Consider the following 17,544-nt stretch of genomic DNA (forward strand, 5'->3'; position numbering starts at 1 on the left):
AGCATTTGTTCCATTCATAGGTAAAATATTTAAGGAGGAAAATCATGCGTAAGAAAAAAACGATGGATGGCAATACAGCGGCGGCATATATCTCGTATGCGTTCACTGAGTTAGCAGCAATCTATCCAATTACTCCTAGTTCAACAATGGCTGAATTAGTTGATCAATGGGCAACCCAAGGAAAGAAAAATATTTTTGGTCAGCCTGTATCGATCACGGAAATGCAATCAGAGGCAGGAGCGGCCGGTGTGGTACATGGCGCATTAAAAACGGGTGCACTGACTACAACTTATACCGCTTCGCAAGGATTGTTATTAATGATTCCGAATATGTATAAAATTGCTGGTGAATTGTTACCTGGCGTTTTTCATGTTGCCAGTCGTGCACTAACAACCAATGCATTAAATATCTTTGGGGATCATGGCGATGTGATGGCTGCTCGTCAAACCGGTTTTGCTATGTTGCAAGAAAGCAGTGTCCAAGAAGTAATGGACTTATCAGCAGTCGCTCATTTAGCTGCGATTGAAGGCAGTGTTCCATTTATGAATTTCTTTGATGGATTTAGAACGAGTCATGAAATTCAAAAAGTTGAAGTCATCGAATATGATGAATTAGCACCGTTGATAGATCAAGAGAAATTGAAGGCATTCCGTAAACGTAGTATGAACCCTAACCATCCTACTATCAGCGGAACTAACCAAAATCCTGACATCCATTTTCAACAAAGAGAAACAGTCAATCGTTATTATGAAGATTTACCGATGATTGTGCAAAAATATATGTTTGAAATCAATAAATTACGTGGAACAAATTATGATCTGGTCACTTACTATGGAGCAGAAGATGCAGAAGAAGTCATCGTTGCGATGGGTTCAGTCGCTCAAACGATTGAACAAACGGTTGATTATTTGAATGCAAATGGTCGTAAAGTTGGTTTCTTGAATATCCATCTTTATCGTCCATTCCCAACGGAGAACTTTTTAGAAAAATTACCAGCGTCTGTAAAATCAATTGCTGTTTTAGATCGTTCTAAGGAGCCTGGTGCTGATGGTGAACCTTTACTATTAGATATCCAAAGTGCCATGTATGAATCAGATGTCCGTCCTAAAATTATTGGTGGTCGCTTTGGCCTTGGCTCTAAAGATGTAACACCAGATCAAATCATTGCTGTTTACGATGAATTATTAAAAGACAAACAATCCGCGAAGAAACGTTTTACAATCGGTATTGTTGATGATGTCACATATATGTCTTTAGAAAGCAAAAAAATCGTCGATCTAACGAATCCTAAGACCTTCCAAGCTAAATTCTGGGGCTTTGGTTCTGACGGGACTGTGGGTGCCAATAAATCAGCAATCAAAATCATCGGTGATCATACGGACAAGTATGCTCAAGGATATTTTTATTATGATTCTAAAAAATCAGGTGGGTTGACGGTTTCACATTTACGTTTTGGAGATACACCGATCCGTTCGACTTATTTAGTAGAAAGTGCTGATTTCATTGCTTGTCATACACCAGCCTATATTCATACGTATGATTTATTAAAAGGCTTGAAACCAGGCGGTATTTTCTTGATGAATACGATGTGGAATGATACCCAAATGGATAAATTATTACCAGCAAGAATGAAACGATACATTGCTGAAAATGATATCAAATTTTATACGATCAATGCGGCGAAGTTGGCAATGGAAGTCGGGTTAGGTCAACGGATCAATACAGTAATGGAAACGGCTTTCTTCAGCTTGACAGGTATTATTCCATTTGATGAAGTTTTAGGTATCTTAAAAGAAGAAGCGGATAAGAGTTATCGCCGTAAATCAGTCGAGATTGTTGAAAAAAACCAAGCAGCAATCGACCAAACCGTCGAATTATTACACCAAGTCCAAGTTCCTGAAACTTGGCGCACAGTTGAGATTCCAGAGAAGGTACGTAAAACACCTGTTTCTCAATATGTCGAAGAAATTCTTGAACCCGTCAATTCAATGCGAGGAAATGATTTAACCGTCAATGACTTAATTAAAAACGGAATGACTGATGGGACGATCCCAACAGGTACAACGACGTTTGAAAAACGTGGTGTAGCATTAGAAGTGCCTCATTGGATCAGCGATCGTTGTACGATGTGTAATGAATGTTCATTCGTTTGTCCACATGCAGCGATTCGTCCATTCTTGGCGGATGAAGAAGAATTGGGCGAAGCCCCAGAAGGTTATATTGTTCGCGAGATGCGAGGTGCTGACGGGTTAAAATATCGGATCCAAGTATCGATTGAAGATTGTACCGGTTGCGGTCTTTGTGTGGAAGCTTGCCCCGCAAAAGAAAAAGCGTTAGTCATGAAGCCATATGAAGAAGAGAAAGAACAAGCAATCAATTGGGCATTTTCAATGACACTGAAACAAAAAGCAAATCCAGCCAAAACGAACTCAGTATTAGGCTCTCAATTCAATAAACCATTATTAGAATTTTCAGGTGCTTGTGCTGGTTGTGGAGAAACGCCTTACGTAAAATTAATGACGCAAATGTTTGGTGATCGGATGATGATCGCAAATGCTACTGGTTGTTCTTCGATTTGGGGAGCGGCAGCACCAGTCAGTCCTTATACAACAAATGACAAAGGCCAAGGTCCAGCGTGGTCCAATTCATTATTCGAAGACAATGCAGAATTCGGTTATGGGATGTTTTTAGCTAATCAAACCAGAAGAAAAGAATTAGCAGATAAGATCAATAATGTATTAGATATTGTTTCTGAAGATCTTCGTGAACTGATGGAAGATTGGATGGATCACATGTTTGAGTCCGAAGGCACACAACAGCGTGCAACCAAGTTGACTGCAGCATTGGAAGAGGAAGGTTTGACTAATCCTCAATTGGCAGCTATTTATGATGATCGTGATTTATTTGTTAAAACAAGTCAATGGATGTTTGGTGGCGATGGCTGGGCTTATGATATCGGTTTTGGTGGTATCGATCATATCTTAGCCAGCGGTGCGGATGTCAATATCTTAGTAATGGATAATGAAGTTTATTCTAATACCGGGGGACAAACATCAAAAGCAACACCTGCTTCTGCAATCGCAAAATTTTCGGCGGGCGGAAAATACCAATCTAAAAAAGATTTAGGTATGATGGCGATGACTTATGGCAATGTGTATGTTGCTCAAATTGCATCTGGTGCCAACCAAATGCAGACGATTAAAGCCTTAGAAGAAGCTGAAAAATTCCCTGGACCTTCATTGATCATTGCGTATACTCCATGTATCAATCACGGATTGCGTGGTGGGATGAGTCAAACATTACGTGAAGCGAAAGAAGCGGTAGAGTCTGGTTATTGGTCATTGTATCGTTACAACCCAGCACAACGAGAAAAAGGCAAAAATCCAATGACTTTAGATTATAAGAAGCCGGATTTTAGTGAAATGATCGGGTTTATGAAACAACAAAATCGATTCTCTGCTTTAGAACGTATCCAACCAGATGATGCCCAACGCTTGTATCAAAAAACCGTCAATGATGCGGAAACACGTTTTTATAATTACGCACGCTTAGCTGGACAAGAAGAAAAAATCCGTGCAAAATTAGCTGGAACGGCAGAAACTGTTGAAAAAACAGCTGTAGCAGTAAAGTCAAAACGGGAAAAGAAAATCGATCCTGAGGCAGAAGCTCGTCGTGCAGCCCGCAGAGCAGCTCGAGCTGAAAAACGTAATAAATCATAATAACTAATTAGTAAGAGCCTTAGTCTTCTAAGGCTCTTTTCCTTCTTAAATTTTATGCTAGACTTAAGCCACTGTGGTATAATTGTAGAGAATTTTAGATAGAAAGAGAGGTTACATATGCCTAGTCATCTAATGGAATTATTTAAAGCTGATTATTGGCTGAGCCTTTTTTCTGAGAATCTTTCAACTTGGGATATTATCGTTAACCTGCTAGATATTTTTGTCGTTTGGTATTTAATTTATCGCTTGTTTGAAATTGTTCGTGGAACAAAAGCTGTCCAATTGATCAAAGGTGTCGCAATTTTCATTGGAATAAGAATCCTAGCAGAATTGATTGGTCTACATACGCTATCTTGGTTGATGAATCAAATCATCACTTATGGAGTGATTGCAGCAATCGTCATCTTCCAACCGGAAGTTCGACGAGGCTTGGAGCATTTAGGTCGAAGTTCGTTTTTCAAACCAAGCAAGAAAGAAGAGCGCGATGACGAACGGATGATTCTAGCTTTCGATAAAGCGATCCAGTACATGTCAAAACGTAAAATTGGTGCTTTAGTAACAATTCAGCGTTTTACTGGCTTGGAAGAATATATTGAAACTGGGATTGATCTCGATGCAGACATCACTGGCGAATTGTTGATCAATATCTTTATTCCTAACACGCCGTTGCATGATGGTGCTGTAATTGTAAAAAATGGAAAAATCGCTGTTGCTTCCGCTTATTTACCATTGTCAGATAGTATGCTGATTCCAAAGGAGTTTGGGACACGTCATCGTGCCGCAGTCGGTATCAGTGAAGTCAGTGATGCATTAACTTTTATTGTTTCTGAAGAAACTGGCGGTGTTAGTATCACGTTGAATAATGATTTCATGCATGATTTATCGCAAGAAGAATATTTAGCAGTGATGCGTCGGGAATTATTACCGGATGAAAAAGATCTGAACAAAAGAAGTCTCTTACAAACCTTTTTGGAAGGATTGACTAAAGGAGGCAAAAAATGAAAATTAAATTTAAAAAAAGCAACTTGCCGTATATGTTGATTTCTTTATTATTTAGTTTGATTTTATTCTTCAACGTGAATAGTCAAAATGTTAGTCAAGTTTTTTCTTCGGATACTAACTATGAAAAATCGATCGATAATGTACCAATTGATGTGCAATATGATTCGGATAAATATTTTGTTCATGGTTTTTCTTCTACTGTTTCTGTTAAATTAAACGGAGCAAATAGAATTCAATTAAATAAAGAAGTTGATTCAGATACACGCGATTTTACGATCGTTGCTGATCTGTCAAATCTTGGTCCAGGAACGCATGAAGTTAAATTGAAAACTAAAAATTTATCGAGCTCATTATATGCGCAGATCGAACCAAAAACTATTTCTGTAACTATTGAAAAGAAAAAGACCGAAGAATACAGTGTTTCGCCTGTTTTAAGCAGTACAACTAGTAATGATGGCTTAAAAATCGGTGAAATGTCCGTTAAACCCAGTAAAGTAAAAATCACTACGGGTGAGGATACGATGAAACAAATCGATCGTGTAGTGGCATCGGTGGACAGTAGTAAATTAACAACGGATCAAGACAGCATTGAAGCACAAGTCCAAGCGTTGAACTCTAGCGGTGAAGCTTTGGCGATCCAATCGAATCCACAAAATGTAGTTGTTACTTTTGAAATCGAAACACCTAGTAAAGAAGTATCTTTATATCCGATTCAAGAAGGGAATCTTCCTTCAAATGTCGATAGTGTCCAAATCGATTTAAATCGGACGACGGCAACGATTAGTGGAGCACAATCAGTGATCGATAAGATTGATTCGATCGGCATTCCAGTTGATGTCAGTCAGATACAAGGAACAGTCAAGAAGTTTATTGATGTACCTGTATCTGGTGATTTCCAAGTGGATCCTAAGACAGTGAGTGCCCAAGTAGCACCGACATTCAAAGAAACACAAGAAACAGAATCAAGCAGTACGAATCATTCTAGTTCAATGGTGAGTGAGTCGAATCACTCAACTGGAAATGATTCTTCAAGTGAAAAATCAAGTTCTACTACAGTTGAGAGTTCTACGACAACTACTACAACCAGTGTCTCTCAAGAGAGAACAGTTCAATCAACCAATTAACTAGATGAAGAAGGGAATTATAAATTAATGGGTAAATATTTTGGAACAGATGGGGTACGCGGAATCGCGAATAAAGAGTTAACACCAGAATTAGCTTTTAAACTAGGTCGCTGCGGCGGATATGTTTTAAGTCAGCATCATGAAAGTGATGGTCGTCCAAGAGTGTTAGTCGGAAGAGATACGCGTATTTCAGGCGAGCTATTAGAAACAGCTTTGATTTCTGGACTATTATCAGTCGGAATCGAAGTCTTTCAATTAGGTGTCATCTCAACGCCAGGAGTTGCTTATTTAACAAGATTGCAAAAAGCTTCAGCCGGCGTTATGATTTCAGCTTCTCACAATCCAGCAGAAGATAACGGAATTAAATTCTTTGGTGGAGATGGTTTCAAATTAGTCGATGAACAAGAAGCAGAGATCGAAGCATTAATCGATGCGGAAGAAGACACGTTGCCACGTCCATCAGCTGATGGCTTAGGTACATTAGATGAATTCCATGAAGGTCTGTTGAAATATTCTCAATTTTTGGTTCAAACAATCTCTGGAGATTTATCAGGCGTGACAGTCTGTGTAGATGCAGCTAATGGAGCAACTGCTACAAGTGTCAATCGTTTATTTGCCGATTTAGAAACTGATTTTTATACAATGGGGACTTCACCAAATGGGTTGAATATCAACGCCGGTGTTGGTTCGACCCATCCTGAAGAATTGGCTAAGATGGTCGTTGAAAAAGGAGCAGATGCTGGTTTAGCTTTCGATGGAGATGGCGACCGCGTGATCGCAGTAGATGAATTAGGTAATATCATCGATGGTGATCGCATTATGTTTATTTGTGCCAAATATTTAGCCGGGCGTAAACGTCTGAAGAAAAATACTGTTGTCACAACAGTAATGAGTAATCTAGGTTTTCATAAAGCGATCGAAGATATTGGTTTAGAAGATGTGATTACGCAAGTCGGTGACCGCTACGTTGTTGAGGAAATGCGTAAAAATGATTATAATCTCGGTGGAGAACAATCAGGACACGTTTTATTCCTAGATTATAATACTACAGGCGATGGGATGTTAACTGGAATCCAATTACTGAACATCATGAAACAATCTGGGAAAAAATTATCTGAATTAGCTAGTGAAGTAACGATTTATCCGCAAAAACTTGTGAATATTCGTGTGAGTGACAAATATGGCGCGATGGATGTCCCAGCAATCAAACAAGCCATTGAAGAAGCAGAAGCTGAAATGAATGGCGACGGTCGTATTTTAGTTCGCCCTTCAGGAACAGAACCGTTATTACGCGTAATGGCTGAAGCGCCAACGGACGAAAAAGTCGATTACTATGTCGAAAAAATTGCTGCTGTTGTTCGAGCAGAAATCGGATTAGATTAATTGAAATAGCACCTTGATCATTTTGATCAAGGTGCTATTTTTTTAATAAAAAAAGGTTGAGAAATTTTCTCAACCTTTTTGCTTATTCGACGGTAACGGATTTTGCTAGATTTCGAGGTTTATCAACGTCATAGCCACGTAAAAGTGTCGCGTAATAAGCGATCAATTGTCCTGGAATGACAGATACTAGCGGACGTAAAAATTGATGAACAACTGGAAGCGCAATTTGATCGCCTTCTTTGCTCAATTCTTCTGATGCGATAACTAAAGTATGTGCTCCACGACTTTCTACTTCACGTAAATTGCCACGAGTATGTGGGGCTGTCACAGCTTCGGTAATAATACCAATAACGGGTGTTCCTTCTTCAATCAAGGCAATCGTTCCATGTTTTAATTCACCAGCAGCAAATCCTTCTGCCTGGATGTATGAAATCTCTTTTAATTTTAGCGCAACTTCCATTGAGACGTAGTAATCTTCAGCGCGTCCGATATAAAACGCATTACGAGTCGTTGCTAAGTATTCTTCAGCTATTTCTTCAATCATGGCTTTTTCAGCAATCATGACATCCATTGCATTTGCGGCAATTCCTAATTCTTTTGTTAAATCAAATTCTTTAGCTGCACTGATGGCTTTAGCTTCACCGACAGCTTTTGCTAGAACAGTTAAAGCAGCAATTTGTGCCGTATATGCTTTTGTAGATGCAACAGCAATTTCGGGGCCAGCGTGTAATAACATCGTATAACTAGCTTCACGAGATAATGTCGAGCCTGGGACGTTTGTGACTGTAAGTGAAGGGTGTCCTAGTTCATTCGTTTTGACTAATACTTGACGGCTATCTGCAGTTTCACCACTTTGAGTCAAATAGATAAAGAATGGTTTTTCTGAGAGTAATGGCATATTATAACCAAATTCGCTTGATAAATGAATTTCTACGGGAATGTTGGCTAAGCTTTCAATAATTTGTTTACTTGCCCAGCCAGCATTATTACTTGTCCCGCAGGCCACGATATAGATTCGGTCACTATCCAATAAACTTTGTAACAACGCTTTTTCAATAACGACAGTTCCTGTTTCATCAGTATATTCACTAATGATCCGACGCATTGTAGCAGGTTGTTCATCGATTTCTTTTAACATGTAGTAAGGATAAGTGCCCTTTTCCATATCAGAAAGGTCAATTTTTGCTTCATAAGGGGCACGTTGAATCTCATTACCAGCAGCATCTTCGATTTCAACATGATCTTCTGTGACAATGACCATTTCGCCATCGTTGATTTCAACAAATTGATTTGTTTGCTCCAACATCGCCATTGCATCACTGCAGATTACGTTAAAACCATCTCCAAGTCCGATCAATAAGGGGCTTTTATTTTTAGCGACAAAAATTGTTTCGCGATCTTCTTTGTCGATCAATCCAAAGGCGTATGAGCCGTGGATTTCTGCTAAGGCTTTACGAAAAGCTTCTTTTGTAGTTAATCCTTGATCAGCAAAATGTTCGATCAAATGAACAACAATCTCGGTGTCTGTTTCGCCATAGAAATGATCTTCTGATAAAAAATTGTTTTTTAAGTCATCATAATTTTCAATTACGCCATTATGAACTAAAACGAAGCGCTTGCTTTGTGAAGTGTGCGGATGAGCATTTTTTTCACTCGGTTCACCGTGAGTAGCCCAGCGAGTATGTCCAATGCCGATAGTACCATGAACGTCTTCACTAATTTTGTCAGATAGTTCTTTAATTCGTCCTTGCGATTTAATCAAGAAATCTTCGCTTTGGTCTGCTACAAAAATACCAGCTGAGTCATATCCACGATACTCAAGTTTTTCTAATCCATTCACTAAAATACTAGTTGCTTGTTGATTGCCTACGATCCCTACGATTCCACACATAATGTTTTCCTACTTTCCTATCATTATATGTTTCCGAGCTGTCTGATTATTTTTTTGTTCTTTTATCAAGTTTTTAAAATAATCTTTAGAGCACAGCAACCCTGAAGTCATCCGCCGAATCTTTCGATAAACTTCATCCTCGTCACCTGTTATAAGGCCTGGCGCTATCTTATTGGTACATTTAAGATTTCATTTTTTTAATACCGGAAACAAACAATAATATAATATAAATGCTTGGGTAAGTCAAATATTTTTTTATTTTAATTGAATTGGTATATACGATTTATTAGTTTTTGTTACACGAAAGGGAAGAGATTTTTTCATTTCTTCTGATCGAAGAATAAGCTAAAATGGTATGGTACACTGGATGGGTAATAAGTAGCTGATCTAGTCATACATTGATTCTATCGGAACGATCTAAATCAAGGAGGGAAAATAAATGAATCAACCGGATAATTTAACTGTAGGAGAATTACGTAAATTTTTGGCGCAACTTGAAAATGAGCCAGAAATAAACGATGAAATGAAAATATTTTTGGACACTGGATGGGACAGTATCCAAGAAATCAGCCCTGACGCCTTGAGTGTCGAAGAGGCACAATCTTTTCAAATTGAAGATCCATTAACTCACGAATCTTTTGGCGGATATTCACTAACAGAAAAGGCTGAAAAAATGAACAGTAATGGACCAATCGAAAAAGTATTGGTTATTCGTAATTTATATTAAATTAGGAGGAATGAAATGAATAAACGGCGTTGGGTAGCAATTATTATTGCAGTTGTATTGTTGGTATTTTCAATCGTATCGTCATCGATTACGCAAAAATCAGAAAATGAAAAGCAGATGGGACAAATAAATGAGTTGCTTTATGGAAACGATGATGTCCAAGAACAAGTCGAAGAAGCAGGAACAAGTGATCAGAAAATCGTTAAATTAGTAGTTGAAGGAACAATCGTGGATGATGGAACAAGCGGATTGTTTTCTTCAGGTGGTTATAACCATGAATTATTTATGAAACAATTAGCTGCTATAAAAGCAGATCCACAAGTAAAGGGTATTTTACTGGAAATTAATTCGCCTGGCGGATCTGTCTATGAGACTGCTGAAATAACACGGGCATTAAAGGACATTCAAAAGGATAAAAAAATTCCGATTTATGCAACGATGGAAGGTCAAGCTGCTAGCGGTGGGTACTATATTGCTGCAAGTTCTGACAAAATTTTTGCAACGGAAGACACCATGACGGGGTCGATCGGTGTGATCATGTCTAGCATGAACTATTCAGGGTTAATGGAGAAATTAGGAATTGCTGATTCAACCATCAAAAGTGGAGCGTTAAAAGATATTGGTTCGTCTTCAAGACCACAAACTGAACAAGATAAAGAAGTCTTGCAAGCTTTTGTTGACAGTATGTATGGACGATTTGTAAAAGTAGTCGCTGAAGGCCGAAAGATGAATGAAACGGATGTCCGTAAGTTAGCAGATGGTCGTATCTATGATGGGTCTCAAGCTGTAGATAATGGATTAGTGGACGAAATCGGTTATCCCGATCAGGCGCTACAAGCATTGAAAAAAGATAAAAAATTAAGTGATGCGCAAGTTGTGACTTATACAACAGGTGCTACAAACTTTATCAATACATGGCTAGGCAGTAGTTTGGCAGAATTTCAAGGAATTAAACCTTCCCAAGAAGACTTAGTGAAAAAGATTGTTGAGAGTGTAGGTACACCTCAAGCTCCTAAAGCAATGTATCTTTATGGAGGTGAATAAAGATGGTCGAAGAAACACGCCAGCGTCCAGCTGTTGGGCCGGTCGAAACATTACTGAAAAAAAAGATGCAGAAGCCTGAATTTCATCAGTATCCCAATTATTTTTATGCAGGATTTTGGATACGTTTGTTTGCCTATTTGATCGATTTACTTTGCATTACAGCAATTCAATCAGTTGCGCTAGGGCTTCCAGCTTATTTTATTGGTTGGGATAAAAGTTCTGAGCTAACAACTATTTATGGTGCGCTGGCATTAGTAATCTATTTAGTTTATTTTATCGTAATGACTAAAATGAATCATGGACAAACGATTGGTAAGATGATTTTTGGTATTCAAGTAGTTTGCTTTAATGAGGCAACGTTGAGTTGGAAAACAATCTTTGTACGAGAAGGTGCTTGTCGTTTTATCTTACGAGGATCATTGTTCATGCTAGGTTATCTAGTGACGATTTTTACGCCAAATAAACAGCACATCGGGGATTATTTTTCAGACACGAGTGTCGTTACGATAAACTTGTTAGCAGCTAGAGAGGAATTATATACGAATGAAACCGATCGAATTTCCGAATAACGATCATTATTACTTAACATTAGCTGAAGAAGCTTTTGCTAATGGTGAAGACAAAATAGCATTAGAAAATTATAAATTAGCGTATCAAGAGAACCCATCGCCCAAATTAAATCGTTTGATTGCAAGTTTAGCAGTCGAACAAGGTGAATTCGGGGTTGCTATGGAATATGCTAAAGAAGCAGCTGAAGATTATTTGGAAAGTGTTGAATCCATTGATCTATATATACAAATACAACTATTGGTGCATCGTTTTTTTGCAGCGCGGGAGTTTTTATGGCAAGCCCAAAAAGTAAAATCGATTACCGAAGAGCAGAAGAATCTATGGTTATTTCGAATCGATGACCAAGAAGATTTTTATCAAAAACAGCAGCAAGCAGCGATGAAAGTAATTGAAGATGAATTAAAAGAGTTACCAAAGCTAAGCAATATGGAACAGTTGTTGTTGATCCGTAAAGTTAGGGGTCTGACCAATGAACGGTTGAAATTTTGGGCTGCTGATTTTATGTTGAACTCGGCAGTGTCCCCATTGGTTCGTAGCTATTTATTTGAAAGTTTGGCGCGTCTAGGCGTAAATGAAAGATTTCGCTATTTAACGTTTCAGGAAGAAGTCGTAGAATTAATTCCTGTGGATACCGGGTTTGATACGACGCTTCAGCAAACAATTGATGAGTTATTGACCACAATTTTGCTGGATGAAGACCCTGTTTTATTAAGTAATTTGATAGAACAAGTCAATTTAGAGATGGTATTTCTTTATCCTTTACAAAGTTCTTATAATGACGCACAAGCATGGGTGAATAGCTATCTAGTTGATTATGCCGGAATTGAAGCAGACTTAAATCCGCAAATTGAAGCACTACGTCAAAAGATAAAAGAACTGATGTTGGGTTATCATTAAAAAGCGTTGAGAGTAAAAGCTTTATATTTACTTTTCACAATCAGTAGTGTAATATTTAATAGTATGCAAAATGCAAGTATATTAGTATTCGGAGGGAACAAACTTGACTGCAAAATTTGAAAAAACAGGCACCAATGATGGTGTGTTAACTTTCTCAATTGAACAAACTGAGATTCAAAAAGGCTTAACAAATGCATTCAACAAAGTGAAAAAAAATCTTAACGTACCTGGTTTCCGTAAAGGAAAAGTATCTCGCCAAGTATTTAACCGTATGTACGGCGAAGAAGCATTGTACGAAGATGCTTTGAACGACGTATTACCAGTTGCTTATGAAGCTGCGGTAAAAGAAGCGGGAATCGATCCTGTTTCTCAACCAAAAATCGATGTTGAAAGCATGGAAAAAGGCGAAGCATGGGTTATCAAAGCTGAAGTTACTGTAAAACCTGAAGTTAAATTAGGTGATTACAAAGAACTTGAAGTTCCTAAACAAGAAGTGGAAGTTTCAGAAGCAGATGTTGATGCACGTTTGAAATCTGAACAAGAAGCACAAGCTGAATTAGTTATTAAAGAAGATACTGCTGCTGAAAATGGCGACACAACTGTTATCGACTTTGAAGGATTCGTCGGCGACGAAGCATTCGAAGGCGGAAAAGGTGAAAACTATTCACTTGAATTAGGTTCTGGTTCATTTATCCCAGGATTTGAAGAACAATTAGTTGGCCATAAAGCCGGTGAAAGCTTAGATGTAACTGTTACTTTCCCTGAAGATTACCAAGCAGAAGATTTAGCTGGTAAAGAAGCAGTCTTCAAAGTAACAATCCATGAAGTAAAAGCAAAAGAATTACCTGAATTAGATGATGATTTTGCTAAAGACGTTGATGAAGAAGTAAATTCTTTAGACGAATTAAAAACAAAATACCGTGATGAATTAACAAAACAAAAAGCAGAAGCTGCTAAAGAAGCAAAAGACGAAGCTGCGATTAAACAAGCAGTCGAAAATGCTGAAATCGTTGAACTTCCACATTCAATGGTACATGACGAAGTACACCGTTCAATGGATGAATTCTTGAACAACATGCAACGTCAAGGAATCTCTCCTGAAATGTACTATCAATTAACTGGCTCTACAGAAGAAGATCTTCATACACAATTTGAAGGCGAAGCTGAAAGCCGTGTTAAAACAAACTTAGTGATGGAAGCAATCGTTGAAGCTGAAAAAATCGAAGCTTCAGCGGAAGATGTTGCTGCTGAAATCAAAGAATTAGCTGACATGTACCAAATGCCAGAAGAACAAATCCGTCGCGTCTTAACAGAAGATATGTTAGAACACGATATCAAAATGAAAAAAGCTGTTGAAATCGTAACAGGTACAGCAGTAGAAAAATAATTGTATTTTTAGAGAGCGGAGAGATCCGCTCTTTTTTTTTGCTTAAAAATTTGGAAATAATTAATCTCTTTAAAACAGTCTCTTAATTTGATACAATATGATTAATGATTTGATAATTTCAGCTAACTTGTATTTATTTTATAAGAAAAATCTTTATAAATTAATTTGGAGGAAAAAATGAAAAAAACAATTTTAGGATTAGGTTTTTTGACAGTGGCTTGTTTAGCACTCTCTACTACAGTTAAAGCAGAAGAGACAATCGCTAGTGAGGTAAAAACAGCAAGTACTACAGAAGTAGCTACTGATGAAACTATTGCACAAACGAATGAATCCATAGAACAATCGACATCTAATTCATCTTCTGTATCAGAAGAGACTGCAGAGCAAATGACGGAACAAAGTACAGTGAATAGCAGTGATGATGCGGAGGGGAATACTGGTGGATACACAGGTGATGTAGGCATCATGCCGACATTGAGGAGTCGTTCAGATTTATATCCATCTATTCAACTTTTTAGCGCAATCCCTGCGGTCTCAGTGACTAATACAAATACACCAAGTAAAAGTTTTATTGATATTTCTTCTCATAATGGAACGATTTCTGTTGCTGATTTTCAAAAAATGAAGAGCTACGGTGTGACAGGTGTAGTTATTAAATTGACAGAGTCAACGAGTTATATTAATCCCTATGCTCAAAGCCAAATAAATAATGCTATGACAGCTGGTTTGAAAGTTTCTGCCTATCATTATAGTTGGTTTAAAACAGATGCAGAAGCTGTCGCAGAAGCCAATTATTTTGCGAAGGCAGCTAAAAGCTTTGGGCTAAGTAGTGGTACAGTGATGGTCAATGATATTGAAGAACCGCAAATTGCTGGCCAAGGAAATCATACAAATAATTCACGTGCATTTGAAAATCAACTAAAAAATTTAGGTTACGGTAATGTGCGTCATTACATCGGACTAAACTGGATTACAACAAATAAAATCAATGCTACAACTATTGGAAATAAAAATATATGGGTAGCAGCATATCCTTATAATCTTTCAAGCACTAACTTATATACACAGTACGGAGCATGGCAGTGGTCTTCAATACTATCATTTCCTGGAATAAGTGGTAATTTTGATATTAATGCTGATTATACTTCAACGTTTAGTAGCCCCAATACTACACCTGTGAACAGTGTTCAAATGTATCGAGTATACAATCCGAATAGCGGAGAACATTTCTACACGCAAAATGTGGCAGAAAAAAACAATCTTGTGTCTAAAGGTTGGCGTTATGAGGGAATAGGTTGGAATGCGCCTACATCGGGTAGCCCGGTCTATCGTCTATATAATAAAAATGCAGGCGATCATCACTATACAATGAATTCCTATGAACGTGATAATTTAGTGAAAAAAGGCTGGCGTTATGAAGGAATCTCTTGGTACTCCGGTGGATCAAACAAACTATTGCGTTTGTATAATCCAAATGCTAAAACTGGGACCCATCACTACACATTGAATACAAATGAAAAAGATAATTTAGTGAAAAAAGGCTGGCGTTACGAAGGTATCGGTTGGTATGCTAAATAAAGAAAAAAGTTCTCGTCATACGAGAACTTTTTTCTTTAGAAATCCTTGTAATTCCAAATGGTTTATTTGTCTTTTAGAGCTATTGTGGTATTATAGATAAAGACTGCAATCGTGGAAACACTTGTAGATAAAGAAGCAAGAGGTGAAAGCCATGTATGAGAGCACAGGCGCAGGGGAAACAGTTCGTTGTTCATTTTGCGGCAAAACCCAAGAAGAAGTAAAAAAAGTTGTTGCAGGTCCGGGAGTATATATTTGTAATGAATGTATCGACCTTTGTAAAGAAATCATAGATGAAGAATTCCACGAAGAAGCTATTCGTGAGTTTATCGATGTACCTAAGCCAAAAGAATTACTTGATGTGTTGAATCAATATGTTATTGGACAAGATCGTGCTAAAAGAGCTTTATCAGTTGCAGTATATAACCACTATAAACGTGTGAATACAGAAGCTGAAGAAGTCGATGAAGTCGAATTGCAAAAAAGTAATATCTGTTTGATCGGGCCGACAGGTTCAGGTAAAACATTCTTGGCCCAAACCTTAGCGAGAACGTTGAATGTTCCATTTGCGATTGCAGATGCAACTAGTTTGACTGAAGCGGGCTATGTCGGGGAAGATGTAGAAAATATTCTTTTGAAATTATTGCAATCAGCTGACTACAATGTTGAGCGTGCAGAAAAAGGAATCATCTATATCGATGAAATCGATAAAATCACTCGTAAGAGCGAAAATGTATCGATCACACGTGATGTTTCTGGTGAAGGCGTCCAACAAGCATTACTTAAAATTCTTGAAGGCACTGTTGCAAGTGTTCCGCCACAAGGTGGACGTAAACATCCGCATCAAGAATTTATTCAAATCGATACGACAAATATCTTATTTATTGTTGGCGGAGCGTTTGATGGGATCGAAACGATCGTAAAAAATCGTCTAGGTGAAAAAACAATCGGTTTTGGTACAAATAATAAAAAAATCGATGAAGAAGCAAGTATCATGCAACAAATCATTCCGGAAGACTTATTGAAGTTTGGTTTGATTCCTGAATTTATCGGACGTTTACCTGTAACGACTGCTTTGGAAAAATTAACGACTGAAGATTTGGTTCGGATTTTAACAGAACCTAAGAATGCTTTAGTAAAACAATATCAAAAATTACTATCTTACGATGAAACAGAATTAGTCTTTGATGAGGATGCTTTACGAGCAATCGCGGATAAGGCAATTGAGCGCAATACTGGTGCTCGTGGACTGCGTTCTATTATTGAAGATGTAATGATGGACGTGATGTTTGATATTCCTTCTGATGAAACAATCGAAAAAGTTACTGTAACAAAAGATTCTGTCGAAGGACTAGGCGAACCGTTGATTCAATACCAAAATGACGAAAAAAAAGCAGGTTAGCAAATGGAGGGTTCACAAAATAATTTGTGGACCCTTTTTGAAAGGCGTGAAAAAATGAAAGTCAATAATGCGGATATCGTAATCAGTGCTGTTTCTCCAGCGCAATATCCTGAAACAGATTTACCAGAAATTGCTTTAGCTGGACGCTCAAACGTAGGGAAATCATCGTTTATCAATACATTGATCGAGCGTAAAAATTTAGCACGGACTTCCGGAAAACCCGGAAAGACTCAAACGTTAAACTTTTATTTGATTGAAGATGCATTGCATTTTGTCGATGTTCCAGGTTATGGATATGCGAAGGTTTCTAAAACGGAACGAGCAAAATGGGGAAAGATGATTGAAACATATATTACGAGCCGTCAGCAATTAAGAGCGGTCGTATCGTTAGTCGATGTTCGTCATGATCCAAGTAAAGAAGATATCCAAATGTATGAATTCCTTAAATACTATGATATTCCAGTCATCGTGGTGGCAACAAAAGCGGATAAAATTCCTCGTGGCAAATGGAATAAGCACACTAGTGCAATCAAAAAGAAATTGAACTTTGATAACAATGACACCTTTATTCTTTTCTCTTCAGAAACAAAACAAGGAAAAGAAGAAGCTTGGCAAGCAATCGAAGAAGCAATAAAAGAAGATCAAGCTTAAATTTAGGAACTGACACTATAATTAGATACAATTAAAAAAGAGCACCTCAAATTTAGTAAAATAAATTTGGAGGTGTTTTTCTAATGGCAAAACATAATTATTATCCGGAGAATCAGGTTCCTCCCTTCGGGAAGAATTTAATATCCCAAGTAGAGGAACAATATATAGGTGG

Annotated in this window: 13 protein-coding genes; 12 read left to right on the forward strand and 1 reads right to left on the reverse strand. The window is 37.7% G+C overall.

The genetic code is table 11. The features are described 5' to 3' along the window. Positions 1–44: 44 nt before the first annotated feature. The 4 genes from nifJ (at position 45) to glmM (ending at position 7,228) form a co-directional block, all read left to right on the forward strand. Positions 45–3,719, forward strand: coding sequence for a pyruvate:ferredoxin (flavodoxin) oxidoreductase (nifJ, locus tag ACKTSC_RS11300; protein ID WP_407857628.1), 3,675 nt, complete (start codon positions 45–47; stop codon positions 3,717–3,719). A 117-nt stretch (positions 3,720–3,836) separates the two neighbouring features. Next, positions 3,837–4,721, forward strand: coding sequence for a diadenylate cyclase CdaA (gene cdaA, locus ACKTSC_RS11305; protein ID WP_407857629.1), 885 nt, complete (start codon positions 3,837–3,839; stop codon positions 4,719–4,721). Then, positions 4,718–5,845, forward strand: coding sequence for a CdaR family protein (locus tag ACKTSC_RS11310; RefSeq protein ID WP_407857630.1), 1,128 nt, complete (start codon positions 4,718–4,720; stop codon positions 5,843–5,845). The genes cdaA and ACKTSC_RS11310 overlap by 4 nt, the downstream gene beginning before the upstream one ends. Positions 5,846–5,872: 27 nt before the next feature. Beyond that, on the forward strand, positions 5,873–7,228 hold the full coding sequence (gene glmM, locus ACKTSC_RS11315; protein WP_332581059.1) for a phosphoglucosamine mutase: 1,356 nt from the start codon (positions 5,873–5,875) through the stop codon (positions 7,226–7,228). 82 nt (positions 7,229–7,310) lie between these two features. Here the strand turns inward: glmM and glmS are convergent, their stop codons facing one another. Then, a complete protein-coding gene (gene glmS, locus ACKTSC_RS11320; RefSeq protein WP_407857631.1) occupies positions 7,311–9,119 on the reverse strand; it encodes a glutamine--fructose-6-phosphate transaminase (isomerizing) in 1,809 nt (602 codons plus the stop codon). A gap of 439 nt (positions 9,120–9,558) precedes the next feature. On the opposite strand from glmS, the gene ACKTSC_RS11325 reads away from it, so the two are divergent. The 8 genes from ACKTSC_RS11325 to yihA all read left to right on the forward strand — a co-directional run bounded on the left by ACKTSC_RS11325 (position 9,559) and on the right by yihA (position 17,372). After that, positions 9,559–9,846 carry a hypothetical protein gene (locus ACKTSC_RS11325; protein WP_407857632.1) on the forward strand — a complete coding sequence of 96 codons (288 nt, stop codon included), beginning with the start codon at positions 9,559–9,561 and terminating at the stop codon, positions 9,844–9,846. A gap of 15 nt (positions 9,847–9,861) precedes the next feature. Next, positions 9,862–10,890: a signal peptide peptidase SppA gene (gene sppA / locus ACKTSC_RS11330; RefSeq protein WP_407857633.1), complete on the forward strand. Its 1,029-nt coding sequence runs from the start codon at positions 9,862–9,864 to the stop codon at positions 10,888–10,890. A 2-nt stretch (positions 10,891–10,892) separates the two neighbouring features. Then, positions 10,893–11,459 (forward strand): RDD family protein, encoded by a 567-nt coding sequence (locus tag ACKTSC_RS11335; protein ID WP_407857634.1) that lies wholly within the window; start codon positions 10,893–10,895, stop codon positions 11,457–11,459. Beyond that, complete coding sequence (locus ACKTSC_RS11340) at positions 11,434–12,357, forward strand: tetratricopeptide repeat protein (protein ID WP_407857635.1); 924 nt, start codon at positions 11,434–11,436, stop codon at positions 12,355–12,357. The genes ACKTSC_RS11335 and ACKTSC_RS11340 overlap by 26 nt, the downstream gene beginning before the upstream one ends. Before the next feature lie 103 nt (positions 12,358–12,460). After that, a complete protein-coding gene (gene tig, locus ACKTSC_RS11345; protein ID WP_407856300.1) occupies positions 12,461–13,744 on the forward strand; it encodes a trigger factor in 1,284 nt (427 codons plus the stop codon). A 177-nt stretch (positions 13,745–13,921) separates the two neighbouring features. Then, positions 13,922–15,322: a GH25 family lysozyme gene (locus tag ACKTSC_RS11350; RefSeq protein ID WP_407857636.1), complete on the forward strand. Its 1,401-nt coding sequence runs from the start codon at positions 13,922–13,924 to the stop codon at positions 15,320–15,322. Between the two features lie 151 nt (positions 15,323–15,473). Beyond that, on the forward strand, positions 15,474–16,721 hold the full coding sequence (gene clpX, locus ACKTSC_RS11355) for an ATP-dependent Clp protease ATP-binding subunit ClpX (RefSeq protein WP_332581052.1): 1,248 nt from the start codon (positions 15,474–15,476) through the stop codon (positions 16,719–16,721). Positions 16,722–16,775: 54 nt separating this feature from the next. After that, positions 16,776–17,372, forward strand: coding sequence for a ribosome biogenesis GTP-binding protein YihA/YsxC (yihA, locus tag ACKTSC_RS11360; RefSeq protein ID WP_407857637.1), 597 nt, complete (start codon positions 16,776–16,778; stop codon positions 17,370–17,372). Positions 17,373–17,544 lie beyond the last annotated feature (172 nt).

Source organism: Enterococcus hailinensis (assembly GCF_045862035.1).
Classification (GTDB): Bacteria; Bacillota; Bacilli; order Lactobacillales; family Enterococcaceae; genus Enterococcus_A; species Enterococcus_A hailinensis.

Excerpts from the sequence above, each read along its gene's own strand:
- nifJ (WP_407857628.1), top strand. The coding sequence starts at position 45 with ATGCGTAAGAAAAAAACGATGGATGGCAATACAGCGGCGGCATATATC.
- cdaA (WP_407857629.1), top strand. The coding sequence starts at position 3,837 with ATGCCTAGTCATCTAATGGAATTATTTAAAGCTGATTATTGGCTGAGC.
- ACKTSC_RS11310 (WP_407857630.1), top strand. The coding sequence starts at position 4,718 with ATGAAAATTAAATTTAAAAAAAGCAACTTGCCGTATATGTTGATTTCT.
- glmM (WP_332581059.1), top strand. The coding sequence starts at position 5,873 with ATGGGTAAATATTTTGGAACAGATGGGGTACGCGGAATCGCGAATAAA.
- glmS (WP_407857631.1), bottom strand. The coding sequence starts at position 9,119 with ATGTGTGGAATCGTAGGGATCGTAGGCAATCAACAAGCAACTAGTATT.
- ACKTSC_RS11325 (WP_407857632.1), top strand. The coding sequence starts at position 9,559 with ATGAATCAACCGGATAATTTAACTGTAGGAGAATTACGTAAATTTTTG.
- sppA (WP_407857633.1), top strand. The coding sequence starts at position 9,862 with ATGAATAAACGGCGTTGGGTAGCAATTATTATTGCAGTTGTATTGTTG.
- ACKTSC_RS11335 (WP_407857634.1), top strand. The coding sequence starts at position 10,893 with ATGGTCGAAGAAACACGCCAGCGTCCAGCTGTTGGGCCGGTCGAAACA.
- ACKTSC_RS11340 (WP_407857635.1), top strand. The coding sequence starts at position 11,434 with ATGAAACCGATCGAATTTCCGAATAACGATCATTATTACTTAACATTA.
- ACKTSC_RS11350 (WP_407857636.1), top strand. The coding sequence starts at position 13,922 with ATGAAAAAAACAATTTTAGGATTAGGTTTTTTGACAGTGGCTTGTTTA.
- clpX (WP_332581052.1), top strand. The coding sequence starts at position 15,474 with ATGTATGAGAGCACAGGCGCAGGGGAAACAGTTCGTTGTTCATTTTGC.
- yihA (WP_407857637.1), top strand. The coding sequence starts at position 16,776 with ATGAAAGTCAATAATGCGGATATCGTAATCAGTGCTGTTTCTCCAGCG.